Source organism: Variovorax sp. V116 (assembly GCF_041154435.1).
Classification (GTDB): Bacteria; Pseudomonadota; Gammaproteobacteria; order Burkholderiales; family Burkholderiaceae_C; genus Variovorax; species Variovorax paradoxus.
On the sequence record NZ_AP028661.1, the window covers coordinates 141343 to 159647 of the forward strand.

Sequence of the window (18305 nt, forward strand, 5' to 3'; positions counted from 1 at the left end):
GTGTGAAGCCTGTGTGAAGTCCGCGGGCGGCTGCGCTTCACACGCGCTTCGGATGGCGCAGCGAGCATCGCGGCTTCGACAACCGACGAGGAGAAAAAAACATGTTCCAGTTGCTGAAGGCCCTGCAGGGTTCGATGCTGGTCAAGGTGGCCGGACTGCTGATGCTCACGCTCCTGCTGTGCATTCCGCTGGCCGAGATCAATGCGATCAACCGCGAGCGCGGCAACAGCCAGCGCGAGGCGGCCGCGGAGCTCGCAGCCACCTATGCGGGCCCGCAGACCGTGGTGGGCCCGCTGCTGCTGGTGCCCTATGTGGAGCGCTGGATGGAGCCGGTGCGCAATGCGCAGGGCCAGGTGATCGGCCAGGAGGCGCGCAGCAAGGAAATGACCCATGTGGTGTTTCCCGACAAGCTGCACATCGAAGGTTCGATGGCACCGCACGAGCGCTACCGGGGCATCTTCAGGATTCCGTTCTATACGCTCAGCGCCACGCTGGGCGGCGGCTTTGCGGCCTTCGATCCGAAGTCGGTGGCGCACAGCGAAACCGATTCGCGCATCGAGTTCAAGGCACCGTTCGCCGTCTTCGGCGCGAGCGACCTGCGCGGGCTCGACGGTTCGCCTTCGATCGCGATGAACGGCGAGGCCTTGCGTTTCAGGCAGCGGGTGCCTGGCCTGGCGGACGACGCCCTGCTGGCCGACGGCATCCACGCACCGCTCACCGGCGCCGCGCTGGCCGCATGGGAGGCGAAGCTGCCGCTGCCCTTCGAGATGAAGCTCGGCCTGGTCGGGCAGGACACGCTCTCGATGGTGCCGATTGCCGAGGAGACCACCGCCCATCTGAAGTCGCCCTGGGCGCATCCGAGTTTCGGCGGCCGTTTTCTCGCCACCCAGCGCGAAGTGACGCCGCAGGGCTTCGATGCGCACTGGCGCGTGTCTTCGCTCGTGACCTCGGCGCGCGAGCAGGTGCGCGCCGGGCTGCCGGGCCGCGGCGATGCCGCCAGTGCCGCGACGGCGGCGGCCGTGGCTGCAACCAGCCATGCGCAGCGCAACCTCGGCCCGCTGCAGACCTTCGACGTGTCGCTCGCGCAGCCGGTCAACGTGTATTCGATGAGCACGCGCGCCGGCAAGTACGGCGCGCTCTTCATCGGCCTGGTGATCATGGCGGCCTTCATGTTCGAGCTGTTCCGCAGGCAGCGCATGCACCCGGTGCAGTACGGCCTGGTCGGCCTCTCTATCGCGCTGTTCTTCCTGCTGCTGCTGGCCCTGTCCGAGAAGCTGGCCTTCTGGCTGGCCTATGCCAGCGCGGCCGGCGCGAGCGTGCTGCTGCTGGGCATCTATTTCAGCGCGGTCTTGCAAAGCTGGACACGCGGCGCGGGCTTCGGGGCCTATGTCGCGGTACTCTATGGCGCGCTCTACGGCCTGCTGGCATCGGAAAGCAATGCGCTGCTGCTCGGCGCCCTGCTGACATTCGGCATGCTGACGGTGCTGATGCTCGCCACGCGCAAGGTCGACTGGTATGCGCTGTCGGCCGGGAACCCCCGAATACCCGAGCCGGTCTTACCTGAGGCGGCCGCGTCCGTGTAACCAACGCTACGGACTGTTTTTTTCCTTACCTTTTTGCCACTGATTCCCATGGACGATTCTTCTCCCTCCGCCGAACCCGCGCGCCCGCAGCGTTCAGCGAAGCTGCGGCGCGCGGCGCGGTGGAGCGCCATCGCGCTCGGCTGCGGCGCGCTGGTGCTGCTGGTGGCCGCCGTCGTTGCGGTGGCCTCCATCTATCCCCGGCTGCCCGACATTTCCGAACTGGCCGACTACCGGCCCAAGCTGCCCCTGCGCGTGTACACGGTCGAAGGCACGCTGATCGGCGAGTTCGGCGAAGAGCGCCGCATGCTCACGCCCTTTGCGAGCATTCCCAAGGTCATGAAGGACGCCGTGCTCGCGGTGGAAGACGCGCGCTTCTACGACCACGGCGGCGTCGACTACAAGGGCTTCGCGCGCGCGGCCGTGGCCAGCCTCAAGGGCGGCCGCAAGCAGGGCGCCTCGACCATCACGATGCAGGTGGCGCGCAACGTCTACCTGAGCTCCGAACGCACGCTGAGCCGCAAGGCCTACGAGATATTGCTGGCGCTGCGCCTGGAGCAGCAGCTCAGCAAGGACCAGATCCTGGAGATCTACCTGAACCAGATCTACCTGGGCAACCGCGCCTACGGTTTTGCCGCCGCATCGGAAGCGTATTTCGGCAAGCCGCTACAGAACGTCACGCTGGCCGAGGCCGCCATGCTGGCCGGCCTGCCCAAGGCGCCCGGCGCCAACAACCCGGTGGCCAATCCGCGGCGCGCCCGCGCCCGCCAGCTCTACGTGATCGACCGCATGCACGAAACCGGCTTCATCACCGCCGAGCAGGCGGCCGAGGCCAAGAAGGAAGAGCTCCACTTGCGCGATGCCGCCGACCCGGAGCGGCTGCATGCGGAATACGTGGCCGAGACGGTGCGCCAGATGATGTACGCGCAGTACGGCGACAGCATCTATACCAGCGGCATGAAGGTCTACACCTCGCTGGTCGCGGCCGACCAGGCGGCGGCCTACAGGTCGCTGCGCAAGGGCATCATGGACTACGAGCGGCGCCAGCCCTATCGCGGGCCCGAGCGCTTCGTCGACCTGCCGGACGATCCCAAGGAAGTCGACGAGGCGGTGGACGACGCGCTGGCCGAGCATCCCGACAACGGCGACGTGATGGCCGCGGTGGTGCTGGAGGCCGGCAGCAAGGAAATCAACGCGGTGCGCGCGAACGGCGAAACCGTGCAGATCACCGGCGAAGGCCTCCGGCCTGCGCAGTCGGGTCTTGCGGCGAAGGCGCCGCCGCACATCAAGATCCGCCGCGGCGCGGTGATCCGCGTGGCCCGCACGCCGAAGAACACCTGGGAGATCACGCAGCTGCCCGAAGTGGAGGGCGCCTTCATCGGCATGGATCCGCGCAGCGGCGCCATCAAGTCGCTGGTGGGCGGCTTCGACTTCGGCAAGAACAAGTTCAACCACGTGACGCAGGCCTGGCGCCAGCCGGGCTCGAGCTTCAAGCCCTTCATCTATTCGGCCGCGCTCGAAAAAGGCTTCACGCCCGCGACCATCGTCAACGATGCGCCGCTGCACTTCGAGCCGGGCACCGCGGGCGGCCAGCCCTGGGAACCGAAGAACTTCGATGGCGGCTTCGAGGGTCCGATGCCGCTGCGCACCGCGCTCATGAAGTCGAAGAACCTGGTGACGGTGCGCCTGCTGCAGGCCATCGGCGCGCCGTATGCGCAGGAGTGGATCACCCGCTTCGGCTTCGACAAGGACAAGCACCCGGCCTACCTGCCGATGGCGCTGGGCGCCGGCTCGGTCACGCCGATGCAGATGGCCACGGCGTACTCGGTGTTCGCCAACGGCGGCTACAAGGTCAATCCGTACCTGGTCACGCGCATCACCGACCTGCGCGACAAGGTGCTGGTCGAAACCGAGCCGCCGGTGCTCGACGAAAGCCGCCGCGCCATTCCCGAGCGCAACGCCTTCATCATGGATTCGCTGTTGCAGAGCGTGGTGAAGGGCGGCACCGCCGCGCGCGCCTACCAGGCGCTCAAGCGCGACGACCTGTTCGGCAAGACCGGCACCACCAACGATTCCTTCGACACCTGGTTCGCGGGCTTCCAGCCCACCACCGTGGGCATTGCATGGATCGGCTACGACACGCCGCGCCAGCTGGGCGTGCACGGCGAAACCGGCGGCAGCCTGAGCCTGCCGATCTGGATCGGCTACATGCAGGCCGCGCTCAAGGGCGTGCCGGTCAGCAAGATGGCCGAGCCGCCGGGCGTCGTCAACATCGACGGCGAGTGGTACTTCGACGACTTCACCCCAGGCCACAGCGTGGCCAGCCTGGGCGTGGAGAGCGAGCCGCCGCCGGTGCCGGCCGAAGAACTCACGGGTGTGCCGCCGGCCGCCGTCCCGGTGCCGCTGGGCCCGCCGCCGCAGCCCGAAGAGCGCAACCGCATCCTCGATTTCTTCCGCTGAGGCATTGGCGGGAAGAAGCCGCAGCGAGTCTCTACACTCGGTGCGGCTTCTTTCGCTTGACCTTCCCACGCTTCTTCCCCATGGAAATCCTCACCCTGGCGACATTGATCGTCGTCGGCGCCTACATCCTCAAGTCCAGGGACCAGCGCCAGCGCATCGCGCTGCTGGGCAGCCACCTGGGCCGATACCAGATCGAAAGGCTGATGGAGAGCCTCACCGAAGGCTACCTGCGCTGCCTGGGCGAGGACAACGCCGAGCGGCGCCAGCAGATCTGGAGCCTGCTCGATTCCACCGAGGAAAAGCTCTCGGCCCAGTTCGACAGCTTTGCCGCCGAGTTCGCGCGGGTCGACGCGGCCGATGCGCGCGTGAGCAAGCTGCCGGTGGCCATTCCGTTCGCGCACAGGCTGTTTCCGGCCGCCACCTTCGACCTGCGCCAGGCGCTGGCGATCCACGCGCGCGGCATTGCCGATGTCATGCGCAACGACGCGGGCCGCACGCCCAAGGCCAAGGCCTTCACCATGTCGGCCGAGCTGTTCCTGATGCAGCACACCTGCCACTGGTTCTGCAAGTCGAAGACGGTGGCCTCGGCGCGCATGCTGGCGCGGCACAAGACCTCGTACGAGCAACTGCTCGAGGCCGTGAGCCCCGCAACGCGCCGGGCCTACGCGGCGCTCACGGGCCAGTGACCCCCTTCAGTGGTGTAACGGCAGCAGCGGCAACGTGAGCGTGGCCACCGCGCCGCCGCGCGCCGCATTGCCGAGCTCGATGCGCCCGCGGTGCAGCGCGGCAATCTCCTTCACGAAGGCCAGCCCGAGCCCGGTGCTCTTCTTCTGGCTGTGCGGCCGCGCGAGCGAATAGAACTTCTGGAAGACCTTTTCCTGTGCGTAGTCCGGAATGCCCGGGCCATGGTCGCGCACGCTCACGCGCGCGAGCTTCGAGGTGGTCTCCAGCGTCAACAGCACCTCGCTGCCCTGCGGTGAAAAATCGATCGCGTTGTCCAGCAGGTTGCTGATGGCGCGCCGCAGCAGGAACGGATCACCTTCTGCACGCGCCTGGGCGCGGATGTTCACGCGCACGTCGATGTTGCGCTTGGCCGCCGCGGGCTGCGCGCTGATCGCGATGTCCTCGATCAGCGAAGCCAGCGCCACCGGCTCCGTGCGGTCCAGCCCGTGGCGGGTTTCCAGCGCGGTGAGCTCCATCATGCGGTCGACGATTTCCTGGATGCGCTGCGTCTCGCGTTCGATGTTCTTCAGGAAGCGCTCGCGCTCGGCATGCGGCATCGACGGCTCCTGCAGCAGCTCGGCCGCGCCGCGGATCGCCGAGAGCGGGCTCTTCACTTCGTGCGTGAAGGTCTGCACATAGTCGGCCACGTAGTTGCGGCCGGTCAGCGCATCGCGCATTTCGCTGAATCCGGTGCGCACCGCATCGACCGCGCGCCGCGCCATGCGCGAAAGGCTCAGCGTGCGCTGCGCTCGCACCCAGGCCCAGTAGTCCGAGATCAGCCCGAAGGGCCGCACCAGCCAGACCGAGACGATCACCGCCAGCAGCAGCAGCGCGAGCCCCGAACCCACGCCCACCCACAGCGTGCGGGCGCGCGCGTCCTCCACGAACTGGCCGAAGCTCTGCACCGGCTTGCCGACGCTGACCATGCCGACGATCTCGTTGTTCCACCGGATCGGCGCGCCCACGTACATCACCGAGGTGCGCGGATCGCCGTCGACGTCGCGCGAGGTGCGCGCGCCGTACAGGCCGGCGAGCGTGCGGCTCACGTCGCTCCACTGCGAATAGTCGGCGCCCAGGTGCCGGCCGAGCGAATCGAACACCACGCGGCCGCTGCGGTCGGTGACGTACACGCGCAGCTCGACGCGGTTCTTGTGCAGGTTGTAGATCTGCGCGGAGAACTCGCGCGCATAGACCGTGCGGAACAGCGGCTCGAGCCGCGCGGTGTTGAGGGCGCCCGCGATCACGTCCTGCTCGACCAGGCTGGCCACGAGTTGCGAAGTCTCGACCAGCGATTCCTCGGCCGATTCGCGGTAGCGCGGATCGATGTCCGACACCACGCGGTAGAGCAGGAAGGCGATGCCCGCCGTGTAGATCAGCAGGATGCCGATGAATATCCTTGTACGCCGGCTCACGGCGTATGCGGCAAATCTTCGTTCAGCGCATAGCCGGTGCCGCGCAGCGTGCGGATCGGCTCCACCTCGGGCGCCACGGCCTTGAGCTTGGCGCGCAGGGTCTTCACATGCGCATCGACCGTGCGGTCGAAGCTGTCGCTCGCGTCATCCCAGACCATCTGCAGCAGCTCGTCGCGCGTGAACACGCGTCCGGGCCGCTGGACCAGCAGGCGCAGCAGCCCGTATTCGTAGCGCGAGAGCTCGAGCAGGCGTCCGTAGTAGCGGATCTGCATGCGCTCGTTGTCCAGCGCGAATGGCATTGCGAGGGGCTGGGCGGTCGCTGGAGGCGCCGCGCCCGGAATTCGAGGGGGTACCCCATCGCCGGGGCCCGCGGCCCCTCCAGCGCCCGCTCGTGCGCTGCGCCGCAGGATGGTGCGCACCCGCGCCACCAGCTCGCGCGGCGAAAAGGGCTTGGCGATGTAGTCGTCGGCACCGAGTTCCAGCCCCACCACGCGGTCGATCTCGTCGCTCCTCGCCGTGAGAAACAGCATCGGCACCTCGGCGCCGCCCTGCGACTGGTTCAGCGCGCGCAGCCGCTTGAACAGCTCGAAGCCGTTGAGGTCGGGCAGGCCGACATCCAGGATCGCGAGCGCCGGCGGCTCCTGCGCGAATTGCGCGATGGCGTCTTCGGCCGTGGCGCACCAGACCGGCGTGAAGCCATCGCTCTTGAGCACGTACTGGAGGGTGTCGGCAATGCCCGATTCGTCTTCGGCGATCAGGATCCGCGGTTTGAAGCTCATCCCCGGATGTTAGCGAGCGGGCGCCGTCCGGCGAGGCTGGTTTGGCTGCGTGGCGCCGCGAACACGGCGCGGCCGTCCACGGACTTTTTTTCGGGCGCGGCGCTGTCCCCGTTTCTATTTCTTATTTCTCTTATTCAAATTAGTAGTAGTAGATAAGGGCAGCACCGGTCTGTGGACATGGCACTTTTTTCCTTGCGTGACATGGACTTGTCATGCCCGCGTCACTGTGCGCAGCTGCGCTTCCGTGCTGTCGCGCCAAAAGGAACAACATTGCCGGAAGCGCCGGCCCTGTGGATAACGCCCTGCTTGTGCCGGAAATCTCCCCAGAGTTGTCCTTTGACACGCTCCGGAAAATCTGCCAAAGGCGTTTTCCGGCGCGAGAAATTCATTGCCTCATATTTGGGCAGACTGTAGATTTTCCTTAAAGATCAAGCACTTAGCTTTCTCTTACAAGGAAGTGCGAGTGTTATCCACAGAGTTGCCCAAGCTTTGTGGGGAGAACCGGCGGCGGAACCTTCGGGCGCCATGCCGAACGAACTTTGTCCCTCAACCAGTGGAAATTCGAACGTGACACCTTCCGAAACCCGGGCCATCGTGTCCCTCAGCCTCTTGGCCGCCTTTGTCGACGGCGAGAAGCACGAGCGCGAACGCGCCGAGATCAAGCGCATTGCCGAAGGTCTTTCGCAAGCCGACGGCATGAACCTGCCCACGCTCTACCAGGACGTGCTGATGAAGCGCGTCTCGCTGGCTTCGGTCGCGGGCGAGCTCAAGAGCACGGAATCGAAGCAGCTGGCCTACGAGATGGCGGTATGCGTGTGCGATGCGGACGGCACGCAGTCCGATGCCGAGCGCATGTTCCTGGCGGACGTGCGCAGCTCGCTCGGGCTCGATGCCTCGGCGGCGCAGTTCTCGCAGCAGGCGGAAGAGATTGCCGCGGCGGTGCCGGCGGCGGCCGCCGGCACCGCTACAACTGTCGCGCCTGTTGCTGCTGCTGCGCCATCGCCCGACAGCGCGGAGCTCGACAAGTCGATCCTCAACGCCTCCATCCTCAACGGCGCGCTCGAACTGCTGCCCGAGACGCTCTCGACCATGGCGATCATTCCGCTGCAGATGAAGCTGGTCTACCGCATCGGCAAGGCCTACGGCTACGAGCTCGACAGCGGCCATGTGAAGGATTTTCTGGCGACGGTCGGCGTGGGCCTGACTTCGCAGTACCTGGAACAGGCCGGGCGCAAGCTGCTCGGCGGCCTGCTCGGCAAGATGGGTGGCGGGCTGCTGCGCGGCCTCGGCAACCAGGCGGTGAGCTCGGGCATGAGCTTCGCCTCGACCTACGCGCTCGGGCACGTGGCCAAGCGCTACTACGCCGGCGGCCGCACGCTCTCGGCGCAGATGCTCAAGGAAACTTTCTCGGGCGTGGTGCAGGAAGGCAAGAGCCTGCAGACCCAGTACCTGCCGGCGATCCAGGAAAAGGCCCGCACCCTCGACGCCGGAAAAGTGCTGTCGCTCGTCAGGGGAGCGTGAGTCTTTCCTCGCTTATTTCGCGAGGTCGTCGAGGATGGGGCAATCGGGGCGCGCGTCGCCGTGGCAGCAGTGCACCAGGTGCGCAAGCGTGCTGCGCATCGACTGCATGTCGGCAATGCGCTGCTCCAGTTCGCCCAGGTGCCTTTGCGCAATGCGCTTCACGCTGGCGCTCGCACGGCGGCGGTTGTGCCACAGGCCCACGAGCTCGGCGATCTCTTCCATCGAGAAGCCGAGATCGCGCGAGCGCTTGATGAAGCGCAGCGTGTGGATGTCGGCATCGCCGTACTGGCGGTAGCCGCTGTCGGTGCGCGCCACCGGGGGCAGCAGGCCCAGGCCTTCGTAGTGGCGCACCATGCGCGCCGAGACACCCGAGAGCCGCGCGGCCTCGCCAATGGAAACGGTGCCGAAGCCGCTCATTGGACTCGGTAGCCGGCGTTCTCGATGGCCGCCACGATGTCCTTTCGGGGCTGCGCGCTCAGCACGTCGACATGGCCGGTTTCAAGATCCACCGTGACCTGCGCTTCGGGGTCCACCGTCTGTACCGCGTTCTGCACCGCGCTCACGCAGTGGCCGCAGCTCATGCCCGACACCTGGAATTTCTGGCTCATCGTGTTTGCTCCTTTTGGATGAAATGAAGTGAACGAAGCGCCAGTTTGAACCTTCTCATGATGTCAATGTCCAGCGCAGGGACACTGCGCGTGCCGGCTTGACCTTGCCATGATGTGAGACTTTAGCCTCGGGGCATGGACAATCTGCTGCACAACCTACACGACCCGATGAGCACCCTCGATCTTTCCGTCGGCGGCATGACCTGCGCCTCTTGCGTGATGCGCGTGGAACGCGCGCTCAAGAACGTGCCGGGCGTGCAGGACGTGAGCGTCAACCTCGCCACCGAATCGGCCCGCGTGGTGACCGCCGCCGGCGGCGAAGACATGAACGCCCGCCTGCGCCGCGCCGTGCGTGCTGCCGGCTACGAGCCGCGCGCGGCCAGCAGCGCGGCCGACGACGCCGCTGCGCTGTCGCCCTGGCACGGCTTCGGGCCCGTGGGCGTCGGGCTGCTGCTGTCGATACCGCTCTTGGCACCGATGCTCGGCCAACCCTTCGGGCAGGACTGGATGCTGGCGCCCTGGCTGCAGCTGCTGCTGGCGGCGCCAGTGCAGTTCTGGCTCGGCGCGCGCTTCTACCGCGCGGGCTGGCATGCCGCAAGGGCGGGCACCGGCAACATGGACCTGCTGGTGGCGCTCGGCACCAGCGCGGCATTCGGCCTGTCGCTGTGGCTCTGGTGGCGCGCGGCCACGGGCGAGCATGCTGGGCACGGCGGCATGCCGCATCTGTATTTCGAAGCCTCGGCCGTGGTGATCACGCTGGTGCTGCTCGGCAAGTGGCTGGAGGCGCGCGCCAAGCGGCAGGCCACCTCGGCGATCCGCGCGCTGCAGCAGCTGCGGCCCGAGACCGCGCACCTGGTGGGCCCGCGCGGCGAAAACGACGTGCCGCTGGGCGAGGTGATGGTGGGCGACCGGCTTGCGGTGCGCCCGGGCGAACGCGTGCCCGCCGATGCGCGCGTGATCGAGGGGCAGTCCGAGGTCGACGAATCGATGCTCACGGGCGAGCCGCTGCCGGTGCCGAAGGGACCTGGCGACCCGCTGACGGGCGGCGCCGTGAACGGCGACGGCCGCATGGTCGTCGAGGTGAGCGCGGTGGGCGCCGAGAGCGTGCTGGCGCGCATCATCCGCCTGGTCGAGGACGCGCAGGCCGCCAAGGCGCCGATCCAGCGGCTGGTGGACCAGGTCGCGGCCGTGTTCGCGCCGGTGGTGCTGGCGATTGCGCTGGCCACGCTGGCGGGCTGGCTGCTGGCAGGCGCCGGCATCGAGCTTGCGATGATCCATGCGGTGGCCGTGCTGGTCATTGCCTGCCCCTGTGCGCTGGGCCTGGCAACGCCGGTCGCCGTGATGGCCGGCACCGGCGTGGCGGCGCGCCGCGGCATCCTCATCAAGGACGCGCGGGCGCTGGAGCTGGCGCACCGTGTCGGCACCGTGGCCTTCGACAAGACCGGCACGCTGACGCTGGGCCGCCCGGTGCTCACGGCGCTGGTGCCGGTGGCGGGCAGCGGCGACGAAGCCGCATTGCTTGCAACTGCCGCCAGCCTGCAAGGCGGCAGCGAGCATCCGCTGGCACGCGCCGTGATGGCGGCTGCCAAACAGCGCGGCGTGCAGCCGCTGCCCTTGAGCGCGATGCAGGCGATGCCGGGCCGCGGCGTGCGCGGCCAGGTGGATGGCGAGCCCTGGGCCATTGCCAGCCTGCGCTGGTGCGCGGAGCTCGGCGCCGTGCCCGACGCCGTACAGCTCGAGCGCCTGCATGCGCAGGGCGCCACGGTGTCCGCGTTGCTGCGTTTCGATGCGGCCGGCGCTGCCCGGGTGCAGGCGCTGCTGGCCTTTGCCGACGAGCCCAAGCCCGAGGCCGCGCAAGCCATCCGCACGCTGCATGCACGCGGCCTGCGCGTGGTGATGATCTCGGGCGACAACCTGCGCGCCGCGCAGGCGATGGCCGCGCGGCTCGGCATTGCGGCGGGGGACGTGCGCGCCGAGGTGTTGCCCGCCGACAAGGCGGCGCAGGTCAGCGCCCTGAAGAAGAACGGCCAGGTGGTCGCGATGATCGGCGACGGTGCCAACGACGCACCCGCACTGGCCGCGGCCGACGTGGGCATTGCGATGGCGCCTGCGGGCGGCGGCACCGACGTGGCAATGGAAGCGGCGGGCATCACGCTGATGCGCGGCGACCTGGCGCTCGTGGCCGAGGCGCTCGAGCTTTCGGCACGCACGGTGGCCAAGATCCGGCAGAACCTGTTCTGGGCCTTTGCCTACAACGTGGCCGGGATTCCGCTGGCCGCCTTCGGGCTGCTGAGCCCGGTGGTGGCGGGTGCGGCGATGGCGCTGTCGAGCGTCAGCGTGATGGCCAACGCGCTGCTGCTGCGGCGCTGGAAGCCCTGAGCCTCATCGTTCTCAGTCGATCAGCAGCGCCAGCAGGTGGTCGTCGATGTAGTCGGCCTCGCCGGCGCGCTTGTAGAACTTGCGCAGGGTGCCTTCGTACTCGAAGCCCAGCTTCTCGTAGAAGCGCAGGCCCGGCGCGTTGTCGCTCTCGGCATAGAGCTCGATGCGCTTGACGCCCTCGGCCTTGAGCCTGGCGATGGCATCGTTCACCATGGCCTGCGCAATGCCCTTGCCGTGCAGCGGGGGATCGACCGCCAGCGTGCCGAAGCAGGCCACGTGCCGCGCGCGGCCCGGGTAGCGCGTCGCGCGGTAGAAGCCCGCGACGCGGCCGTCGACTTCATAGACATGGAAGCTGCGGCTGTCGACCAGCTCCTTGTAGATGGCGCGGAATTCATCGAGCGGCATCGGGTCGTAGCCCAGGAACGGGACCACGCTCTCGTGCATGTAGTGGAGAAGACCGCTTCGAGGTCCTGGGGTGTGGCGAGCCTGCGCATGGATGACGGGTTTTCTGCGGATGCGGCGAAGGCGCCAGCATACCCAGCCCCGCCGGCACGCTGTTCTTCAACGGCCCGCAACCAGCACGGCGTTGGTGCCACCGAACGCGAACGAATTGGAAAGCACGTAGCGCAGGTGGCGGGCTTCGCGCGGCTCGCCGCGCACGAAGTCCAGATCGAAGGCCGCATCGGGCACGCGCAGGTTGGCGGTCGGCGGAAGCACCCCTTGCGCCAGCGTTCGCAGCGCCGCCACCAGCTCGATGGCACCGCCGCCGCCCAGCGCATGGCCGTGGATGGCCTTGGTGGCGCTCACCGGCGTGGCACGGCCGAACACCTCGCGGATGGACGCCGCCTCGGCGGCGTCGCCCGCCGTGGTGGCGGTGCCGTGCGCATTGATGTGGCCGACCTGCGCGGCCTCGATGCCCGCATCGCGCAGCGCCGCGCGCATGGCACGCACCTGGCCGGCGGAGTCGGGGTTGGTGATGTGCGTGGCATCGCAATTGGTGGCGTAGCCCGCAAGGAAGAGCGAAGAGGCATTCACGGCGCCTCGCGCGCTGGCATGCGCTTCCGATTCGAGCACCAGCGCCGCCGCGCCTTCGCCGAGTGCGAAGCCCGCGCGGTCGCTCGAGAACGGCCGACAGGCGCTGGCGGGTGCACCGGGCGGCGGCGGCGCCGTGACGCGCATCGCATGCCAGCTGGCCATCACGCCCGGCGTGAGCATGGCCTCGTGTCCCCCGACGATGGCCGCGTCGATCCAGCCGCCCCGGATGGCGCGCATCGCCTCGCCGATGGCCACGGCCGAGGAGGCACAGGCGCAGGCGTATGCAATGGCCGCGCCCTGTGCGCCGAACTGCAGCGCGAGCTCCGCCACCGCCGCGTTGGGCATCACGGTGAGCACGGTGGTCGGCCGCATGCGGCGCTGCTCACCGTAGAGCGCGCGCGTGGTGTCGTCGAAGCTGCCGGCGCCCGCCAGCCCGCTGCCCCAGTAGATGCCCAGGCGTTCGGGGTCGACGCTGCCGGCAGCCAGGCCCGCCTGCGCGGCGGCATCGCGCGCGGCCGCGAGCGCCATGGCGGTGCCTCGATCGAGCGGCAGGCGCGAATTGCTGCGCACGGCGGCCGCGTCGAAATCGCAGGCGGCCACGGCCAGCGTGATCGGATCGAGGCCCGCGATCTCGAGCGCTCGCGCGCGCACCGCGGAACGGCCGCTGAAGAGCGCATCGTCGAAGGATTCGACGGTGCCGCCCAGCGGTGTGACCAAGCCGATGCCGGTGACGTGAACGCGGGCGCCGCTCACGCCTGCGCGGCCATCGGCGAATCGAGCTTGCAGTCGATCTGGGCTTCGATCGCCTCGCACAGGTGGCCGAGCGTGATGCCGGCCTCGCGCGGATCGAGGCGGTCTTCGGGCAGGCGCAGGTGGAAGGCGTCTTCCACCGCGAACACGAATTCCATCAGCGACAGCGAATCCAGGCCGAGCTCGGACAAGGCCGCGCCGGGCGCGATCGCATCGCGCGCCACGTCGAACTGGTTCACCAGGATGGCGGCGATGCTGTTGAAGACGGTCGAAGACGAGGAGGAGGAAAAGGAGGAGGAAGAAGACATGGCGTGCTTTCTTTCTTTCAGGCGGCCAGCGGGCGCGCGGACAGCGCGCCGAAGGGCTCGGGCGTGCCGTGGGCCACGGCATCGGCGAAGGCGCAGGTTTCGCGCACCACCTGGTGGCGGTCGTTGTCGATCGTGATCATGTGGTAGCTGTTGCCCAGCACCACGCTGCGGAAGGACGGGCAGCGAAGGCCGCGCGCAAGGAGGTCGACATTGGCGAGGCTGGCCACCTCGTCCTCGCGCGCATGCAGCGCGAGCACGCTGGCGCATTGCACGCGGTGCAGGTTGCGCCGCACGTGGCGGATCAGCCGATCGTGCTCGCGCAGGTGGCCCACGCCGATCACCGCGCTGCCGGCGCTCGACACCTTGCGGTGGCGCAGCTCGCGCTCGATCCAGGCACGCACGCGTTCGTTCTTCACGCCGTAGGGCGCGCGTTCGCGGTATTGCCAGAAGCGCCCGAGCGGCGTGTAGAAGGCCAGCGGCAGCAGCACCTGCGTTCGCGGCACGGCCCAGCCGTCGAAGCGCAGCGTGGTCGACATCAGCACCAGCGCATCGACGCCGCTGCCGCAGCGGATGGCCGCGCCCAGCGCCAGCGACGAACCGGCCGAGATGCCCACCAGCATCACGCGATCGTGCGCTGTGCGCAGCGCCTTCACCCGTGCTTCGATGGCGTCGATCCAGCGTTCGTACGGCAGCGCCTGCTGCACCGGTGCGGCGGCATCGAAGGAGTAGCCGTCGACACGCATCGGATGCACCGGGTAGCCGCTCGCGCGCAGGGACGACTGCACGGTCAGGAGCTCGTCAGGTGTGCTGCATAAACCATGCAGCAGCACAATGGCCGTGCGCCGCACCGCGGGATGCACGACGCTCAGGAGATCGGAGGGATCGCGGGCGCTCATCGCGTGGTGCGAGCGGCCCGGAAAGAGACCCGTGCCGCAGGTTGCTGTCGTATGCTCATGGCGCGTTTATCGCCGGGGTGTGCTGACCGGCCGCTGACCCTCCTTCGCGCAAGAATAGGCACTTCCAACCACCACACACACCATGCGAATCCTGCTTGTCGAAGACGATGCCGTGCTGCGCGACGTGATGCTGCGCAGCCTTGCGGATGCCGGCCACCGGGTCGACGTGTCGACCAACATCGAGGACGCCGACCACCTCTGGCGCGTGCAGCCTTTCGATGCGGTGCTGCTCGACCTGAACCTGCCGGCCACGGCCAGCCCCACCAGCGGCCTGGCGAGCGGCCTCAACGCCCTGCGCCAGGCGCGCGCCCGCGGCGACCGCACGCCAGTGCTGGTGCTGACGGCACGCGGCCGCACCGAGGAGCGCATCGCGGGCCTCGATGCCGGCGCCGACGACTACCTGGGCAAGCCCTTCGACCTGGCCGAGGTCGAGGCACGGCTGCGCGCACTGGTGCGGCGGGCCAAGGGCACCGAGGACATCGTGCTGCTGGGCCAGCTCAAGCTGGACCGCAAGGCGCGCCGCTTTTCCACCGCGAGCGGGCCGCTCGACCTGCCGGCGCGCGAGTTCGAGGTGCTGTGGGAGCTGATGAGCCCGCCGGGCCGCACGGTGAGCAAGCGCGCGCTGTCCGACAAGCTCTCCAGCTTCGACGAATCGCTGGGCGACAACGCGCTGGAGGCCTTCATCTCGCGGCTGCGCAAGAAGCTGGCCGGTTCGGGCGCGGGCATCCGCACGCTGCGCGGCATCGGCTACCTGCTCGAAGCCGAAGTGTGAGCCGCACGCAGCCGGCCGCGCCCGAGCCATCGAAGGCAGCGCCTTCGCTCACGCGGCGCGTGCTGCGCAACGTGCTGGTGCCGCTGGCGCTCACGTGGATGGTGGGCGCGGTGATCGCGCTGGTCATCGCCAACTATTTTTCCGAGCAGGCCTTCGACCGCGCGATGCTCGACGACGCCTATGCGCTTTCGGCCAACGTGCAGGCGGGCGAGCGCGGCATCGAGCTGCTGCTCACGCCGCGCGAAGTGGCCACGGTGCTGTTCGACCAGGTCGACAAGATCTACTTCGCGGTGCAGCGGCTCGACGGCACGCTGATCTCGGGGCAGCCGGGCCTGACTGCGCCGCTGCCCACGGGCGATGCGCGCTACCGCTTCTCGGACGTCAACTTCGACGGCAAGGTCCTGCGCGCGGTGGTGCTCGAGCCGGTTGCCGAGGCGGGCACTCTGATGCCCTACCGGGTGGTGATTGCCCAGACCACGCTGAGCCGCGCGGCGCTGGTGCAGCGGCTGCTCGGCTATGCGCTGGCGCCGCAGGTGCTGCTGCTGGTTCTGCTCGCGGTATGGCTCTGGCATGGCATTCGCAGCGACCTGCGTCCACTCGGCGAACTCCAGCAGGCGCTGGACCGGCGCGATGTGTACGACCTTTCTCCGGTTGCGGTGGTGCGCACCTCGCGCGAGGTGCAGCGCCTGGGCGATGCCGTGAACGCGCTGTTCGACCGGCTGAACCACAGCGTGCGTGCGCAGCGCGAATTCGTGGGCAACGTCGCGCACGAGCTGCGCACGCCGCTCGCGGGCATCCGCGCACTGGCCGAATACGGGCTCGCGCAGCACGACTCCACCGTGTGGCGCGAGCAGCTCGCGCGCGTGGCCGAGCGGCAGGCGCGCGCGAGCCACCTGATCGACCAGCTGCTCGCGCTCGCGCTCGCGGATGAAGCGCGCACCGGCCTCGCGCGCGAGCCGGTGCGGCTCGACATGCTGGCCGAGCAGACGGTGCTGCGGCACCTGGCCCGCGCCGACGCGCACGGCGTCGACCTGGGCGCGCGCGGCCTCGACGAGCGCGTGACGGTGCTTGCCAACGAAGCGCTGGTCGAGGGCATTCTCGACAACCTGATCGACAACGCGCTGCGCTACGGCGGACGCACCATCACCGTCGAGCTGGCGGGCCGCACCCTGAGCGTGATCGACGACGGCCCCGGCATTCCGCTGGAAGCGCAGCGCGACCTGATGCAGCGCTGGTCGCAGGGCCCGGCGGGCCAGAAACTCGGGCAGGGCTCGGGCCTGGGCCTGTCGATCGTCGCGCGCTATGCGGAGCTGCTGGGCGCCGAGCTGCGGCTCGATGCGGCCGAGCCCACGGGGCTGCGCGTGAGCATCGGCTTCGCGGAACTGCGCCTGGCGGCGGCCGGCGATTAATCCCCGAACTCCACTTCGCCTTCGATCTCGACCGGGAGGTTGAACGGAAGCTCCGCCATGCCGACGGCACTGCGTGCGTGAGCGCCGATCTCCGGGCCGAAGAGTTCGAGCACGAGGTCCGAGAAGCCGTTGATGACGGCGGGCTGCCTGTCGAAGCCCGGTGCCGAAGCCACCATGCCGAACACGCGCGTCCAGGCCGTGATGCGGTCGAGGTCGCCGAGCGCGCGCTGCAGGCTGCCGAGCATCGCCAGCGCGGTGAGCCGCGCCGCCCTGTAGCCCTGTTCGACCGTCAGCTCGCGGCCCAGCTTGCCGAGCGGCGCGGCAATGGTGCCATCGGCATTCAGCGGGCCGTGACCCGAGATGATGGCGCGGCGCCCGGCGATGCGCACGAAGGCGAAAGGCAGCACCACGCCCGGCGGCGGCGTGACCGGCGGCGGCAGCACGAGACCGAGCGTGGCGAGTCGCTGTTCGATGCGGGCCATGGCGTTTTTTTCCTACTGCGAACTCAGTCCAGCGCTGGATAGTCCGTGTAGCCCTGGGTGCCGCCGCCGTACATGGTGGCCTTGTCCACGGCGTTGAGCGGTGCGTTCTCGCGCAGGCGGCGCACCAGGTCGGGGTTGGCGATGAAGGGCTTGCCGAAGGCGACGAGGTCGTCGCCTTCCTTGACGGCTTCGTCCGCCAGCGGCTTGTCGTAGCCGTTGTTGACCATCCATGCGCCCTTGCCGCCGGCCTGGCGGTAGGCGGCCTTGAGCGCCTCGTAGTTGAAGGGGCGGTCCTCGATCTCGCGCGGGCCGCCGGTGGCGCCTTCGATCACGTGGATGTAGGCCAGGCCGAGCGGGGCGAGTTGCTTCACCACGTAGGTGAAGAGCGGCTGCGGATCGGAGTCGTGCACGTCGTTGGCCGGCGTGACGGGCGACAGGCGGATGCCGGTCTTGCCGCCGCCGACCGCGTCGACCACGGCGCGCGTGGCTTCCAGCAGCAGGCGGGCGCGGTTCTCGATGCTGCCGCCGTAGTCGTCGGTGCGCTTGTTGCTGCCGTCCTTCAGGAACTGGTCGAGCAGGTAGCCGTTGGCGCCGTGGAGTTCCACGCCGTCGAAGCCGGCGGTTTCCACCGCGTTGCGCGCGGCGGCCGCGTAGGTGTGGACGATGCCGGGCAGCTCTTCGGCACCAAGGGCGCGCGGTTCGGAGGTTTCGACGAAGGTCGGCACGCCCTCCTTGATGAGCACGGTCTTGGTTTTGGCGGTGATGGCCGAGGGCGCGACGGGCTTGCCGCCGCCGGGCTGCAGTTCGCTGTGCGAGACGCGGCCCACATGCCAGAGCTGCACCACGATCTTGCCGCCCTTGGCATGCACCGCATCGGTCACGCGCTTCCAGGCGTCGAGCTGCTCGGTGCCGTAGAGGCCCGGCACGTCGGCATAGCCCTGGCCCTGGTGGCTGATGGCGGTGGCTTCGGTGATGAGCAGGCCTGCGGAGGCGCGCTGCGCGTAGTAGGTGGCGGCAATGTCCTGGGGAATCGCGTTGGGCGAACGGTTGCGCGTGAGCGGCGCCATCACGATGCGGTTGGCGAGCTGCAGGTCACCGGCCTGTACGGGATCGAAGAGGGAGGGCATGGCG

At 68.7% G+C, this 18305-nt stretch carries 17 protein-coding genes; 7 read left to right on the forward strand and 10 right to left on the reverse strand.

Translation table 11 applies throughout. The features are described from left to right. The first annotated feature begins 101 nt into the window (after positions 1-101). The 3 genes from creD to ACAM58_RS00710 all read left to right on the forward strand — a co-directional run bounded on the left by creD (position 102) and on the right by ACAM58_RS00710 (position 4726). Positions 102-1583 (forward strand): cell envelope integrity protein CreD, encoded by a 1482-nt coding sequence (gene creD / locus ACAM58_RS00700; protein ID WP_369663885.1) that lies wholly within the window; start codon positions 102-104, stop codon positions 1581-1583. 48 nt (positions 1584-1631) lie between these two features. Then, complete coding sequence (locus tag ACAM58_RS00705; RefSeq protein ID WP_369663886.1) at positions 1632-4040, forward strand: penicillin-binding protein 1A; 2409 nt, start codon at positions 1632-1634, stop codon at positions 4038-4040. Between the two features lie 80 nt (positions 4041-4120). Further along, on the forward strand, positions 4121-4726 hold the full coding sequence (locus tag ACAM58_RS00710; protein WP_369663887.1) for a hypothetical protein: 606 nt from the start codon (positions 4121-4123) through the stop codon (positions 4724-4726). A gap of 6 nt (positions 4727-4732) precedes the next feature. Here ACAM58_RS00710 and creC read toward each other — a convergent pair whose 3' ends face one another. Together creC and creB are read right to left on the reverse strand one after the other, a co-directional pair. Further along, on the reverse strand, positions 4733-6175 hold the full coding sequence (gene creC, locus ACAM58_RS00715) for a two-component system sensor histidine kinase CreC (RefSeq protein ID WP_369663888.1): 1443 nt from the start codon (positions 6173-6175) through the stop codon (positions 4733-4735). Beyond that, the gene (gene creB, locus ACAM58_RS00720; protein WP_369663889.1) at positions 6172-6954 is read right to left on the reverse strand and encodes a two-component system response regulator CreB; all 783 of its coding nucleotides are present in this window, start codon (positions 6952-6954) and stop codon (positions 6172-6174) included. Before creB ends, creC begins: the two co-directional genes overlap by 4 nt. 567 nt (positions 6955-7521) lie before the next feature. On the opposite strand from creB, the gene ACAM58_RS00725 reads away from it, so the two are divergent. Beyond that, positions 7522-8475 carry a YcjF family protein gene (locus tag ACAM58_RS00725; RefSeq protein WP_369663890.1) on the forward strand — a complete coding sequence of 318 codons (954 nt, stop codon included), beginning with the start codon at positions 7522-7524 and terminating at the stop codon, positions 8473-8475. A 12-nt stretch (positions 8476-8487) separates the two neighbouring features. Here the strand turns inward: ACAM58_RS00725 and cueR are convergent, their stop codons facing one another. Next, a complete protein-coding gene (gene cueR / locus ACAM58_RS00730) occupies positions 8488-8892 on the reverse strand; it encodes a Cu(I)-responsive transcriptional regulator (RefSeq protein WP_012745194.1) in 405 nt (134 codons plus the stop codon). Then, positions 8889-9083, reverse strand: a complete 195-nt coding sequence (locus tag ACAM58_RS00735) for a heavy-metal-associated domain-containing protein (protein ID WP_018903395.1) — start codon at positions 9081-9083, stop codon at positions 8889-8891. The genes cueR and ACAM58_RS00735 overlap by 4 nt, the downstream gene beginning before the upstream one ends. A gap of 135 nt (positions 9084-9218) precedes the next feature. On the opposite strand from ACAM58_RS00735, the gene ACAM58_RS00740 reads away from it, so the two are divergent. After that, positions 9219-11462: a heavy metal translocating P-type ATPase gene (locus tag ACAM58_RS00740; protein WP_369663891.1), complete on the forward strand. Its 2244-nt coding sequence runs from the start codon at positions 9219-9221 to the stop codon at positions 11460-11462. A gap of 12 nt (positions 11463-11474) precedes the next feature. Here the strand turns inward: ACAM58_RS00740 and ACAM58_RS00745 are convergent, their stop codons facing one another. The 4 genes from ACAM58_RS00745 to ACAM58_RS00760 form a co-directional block, all read right to left on the reverse strand. Beyond that, positions 11475-11906 (reverse strand): N-acetyltransferase family protein, encoded by a 432-nt coding sequence (locus tag ACAM58_RS00745; RefSeq protein WP_369663892.1) that lies wholly within the window; start codon positions 11904-11906, stop codon positions 11475-11477. A gap of 117 nt (positions 11907-12023) precedes the next feature. Then, complete coding sequence (locus ACAM58_RS00750; protein ID WP_369663893.1) at positions 12024-13250, reverse strand: beta-ketoacyl synthase; 1227 nt, start codon at positions 13248-13250, stop codon at positions 12024-12026. Continuing rightward, positions 13247-13555, reverse strand: a complete 309-nt coding sequence (locus tag ACAM58_RS00755) for an acyl carrier protein (protein WP_018903391.1) — start codon at positions 13553-13555, stop codon at positions 13247-13249. Before ACAM58_RS00755 ends, ACAM58_RS00750 begins: the two co-directional genes overlap by 4 nt. 17 nt (positions 13556-13572) lie before the next feature. Next, positions 13573-14451: an alpha/beta hydrolase gene (locus ACAM58_RS00760; RefSeq protein WP_369663894.1), complete on the reverse strand. Its 879-nt coding sequence runs from the start codon at positions 14449-14451 to the stop codon at positions 13573-13575. A 142-nt stretch (positions 14452-14593) separates the two neighbouring features. Between ACAM58_RS00760 and ACAM58_RS00765 the strand changes: the two genes are divergently transcribed. Together ACAM58_RS00765 and ACAM58_RS00770 are read left to right on the forward strand one after the other, a co-directional pair. After that, complete coding sequence (locus ACAM58_RS00765) at positions 14594-15283, forward strand: response regulator transcription factor (protein ID WP_012745201.1); 690 nt, start codon at positions 14594-14596, stop codon at positions 15281-15283. Beyond that, positions 15280-16692 (forward strand): sensor histidine kinase, encoded by a 1413-nt coding sequence (locus ACAM58_RS00770; protein ID WP_369663895.1) that lies wholly within the window; start codon positions 15280-15282, stop codon positions 16690-16692. The genes ACAM58_RS00765 and ACAM58_RS00770 overlap by 4 nt, the downstream gene beginning before the upstream one ends. Here ACAM58_RS00770 and ACAM58_RS00775 read toward each other — a convergent pair. After that, positions 16689-17174, reverse strand: a complete 486-nt coding sequence (locus tag ACAM58_RS00775) for a RidA family protein (protein WP_018903389.1) — start codon at positions 17172-17174, stop codon at positions 16689-16691. The two genes, ACAM58_RS00770 and ACAM58_RS00775, sit on opposite strands and share 4 nt — an antisense overlap. Before the next feature lie 23 nt (positions 17175-17197). Then, the gene (locus ACAM58_RS00780; protein WP_369663896.1) at positions 17198-18301 is read right to left on the reverse strand and encodes an alkene reductase; all 1104 of its coding nucleotides are present in this window, start codon (positions 18299-18301) and stop codon (positions 17198-17200) included. Positions 18302-18305 lie beyond the last annotated feature (4 nt).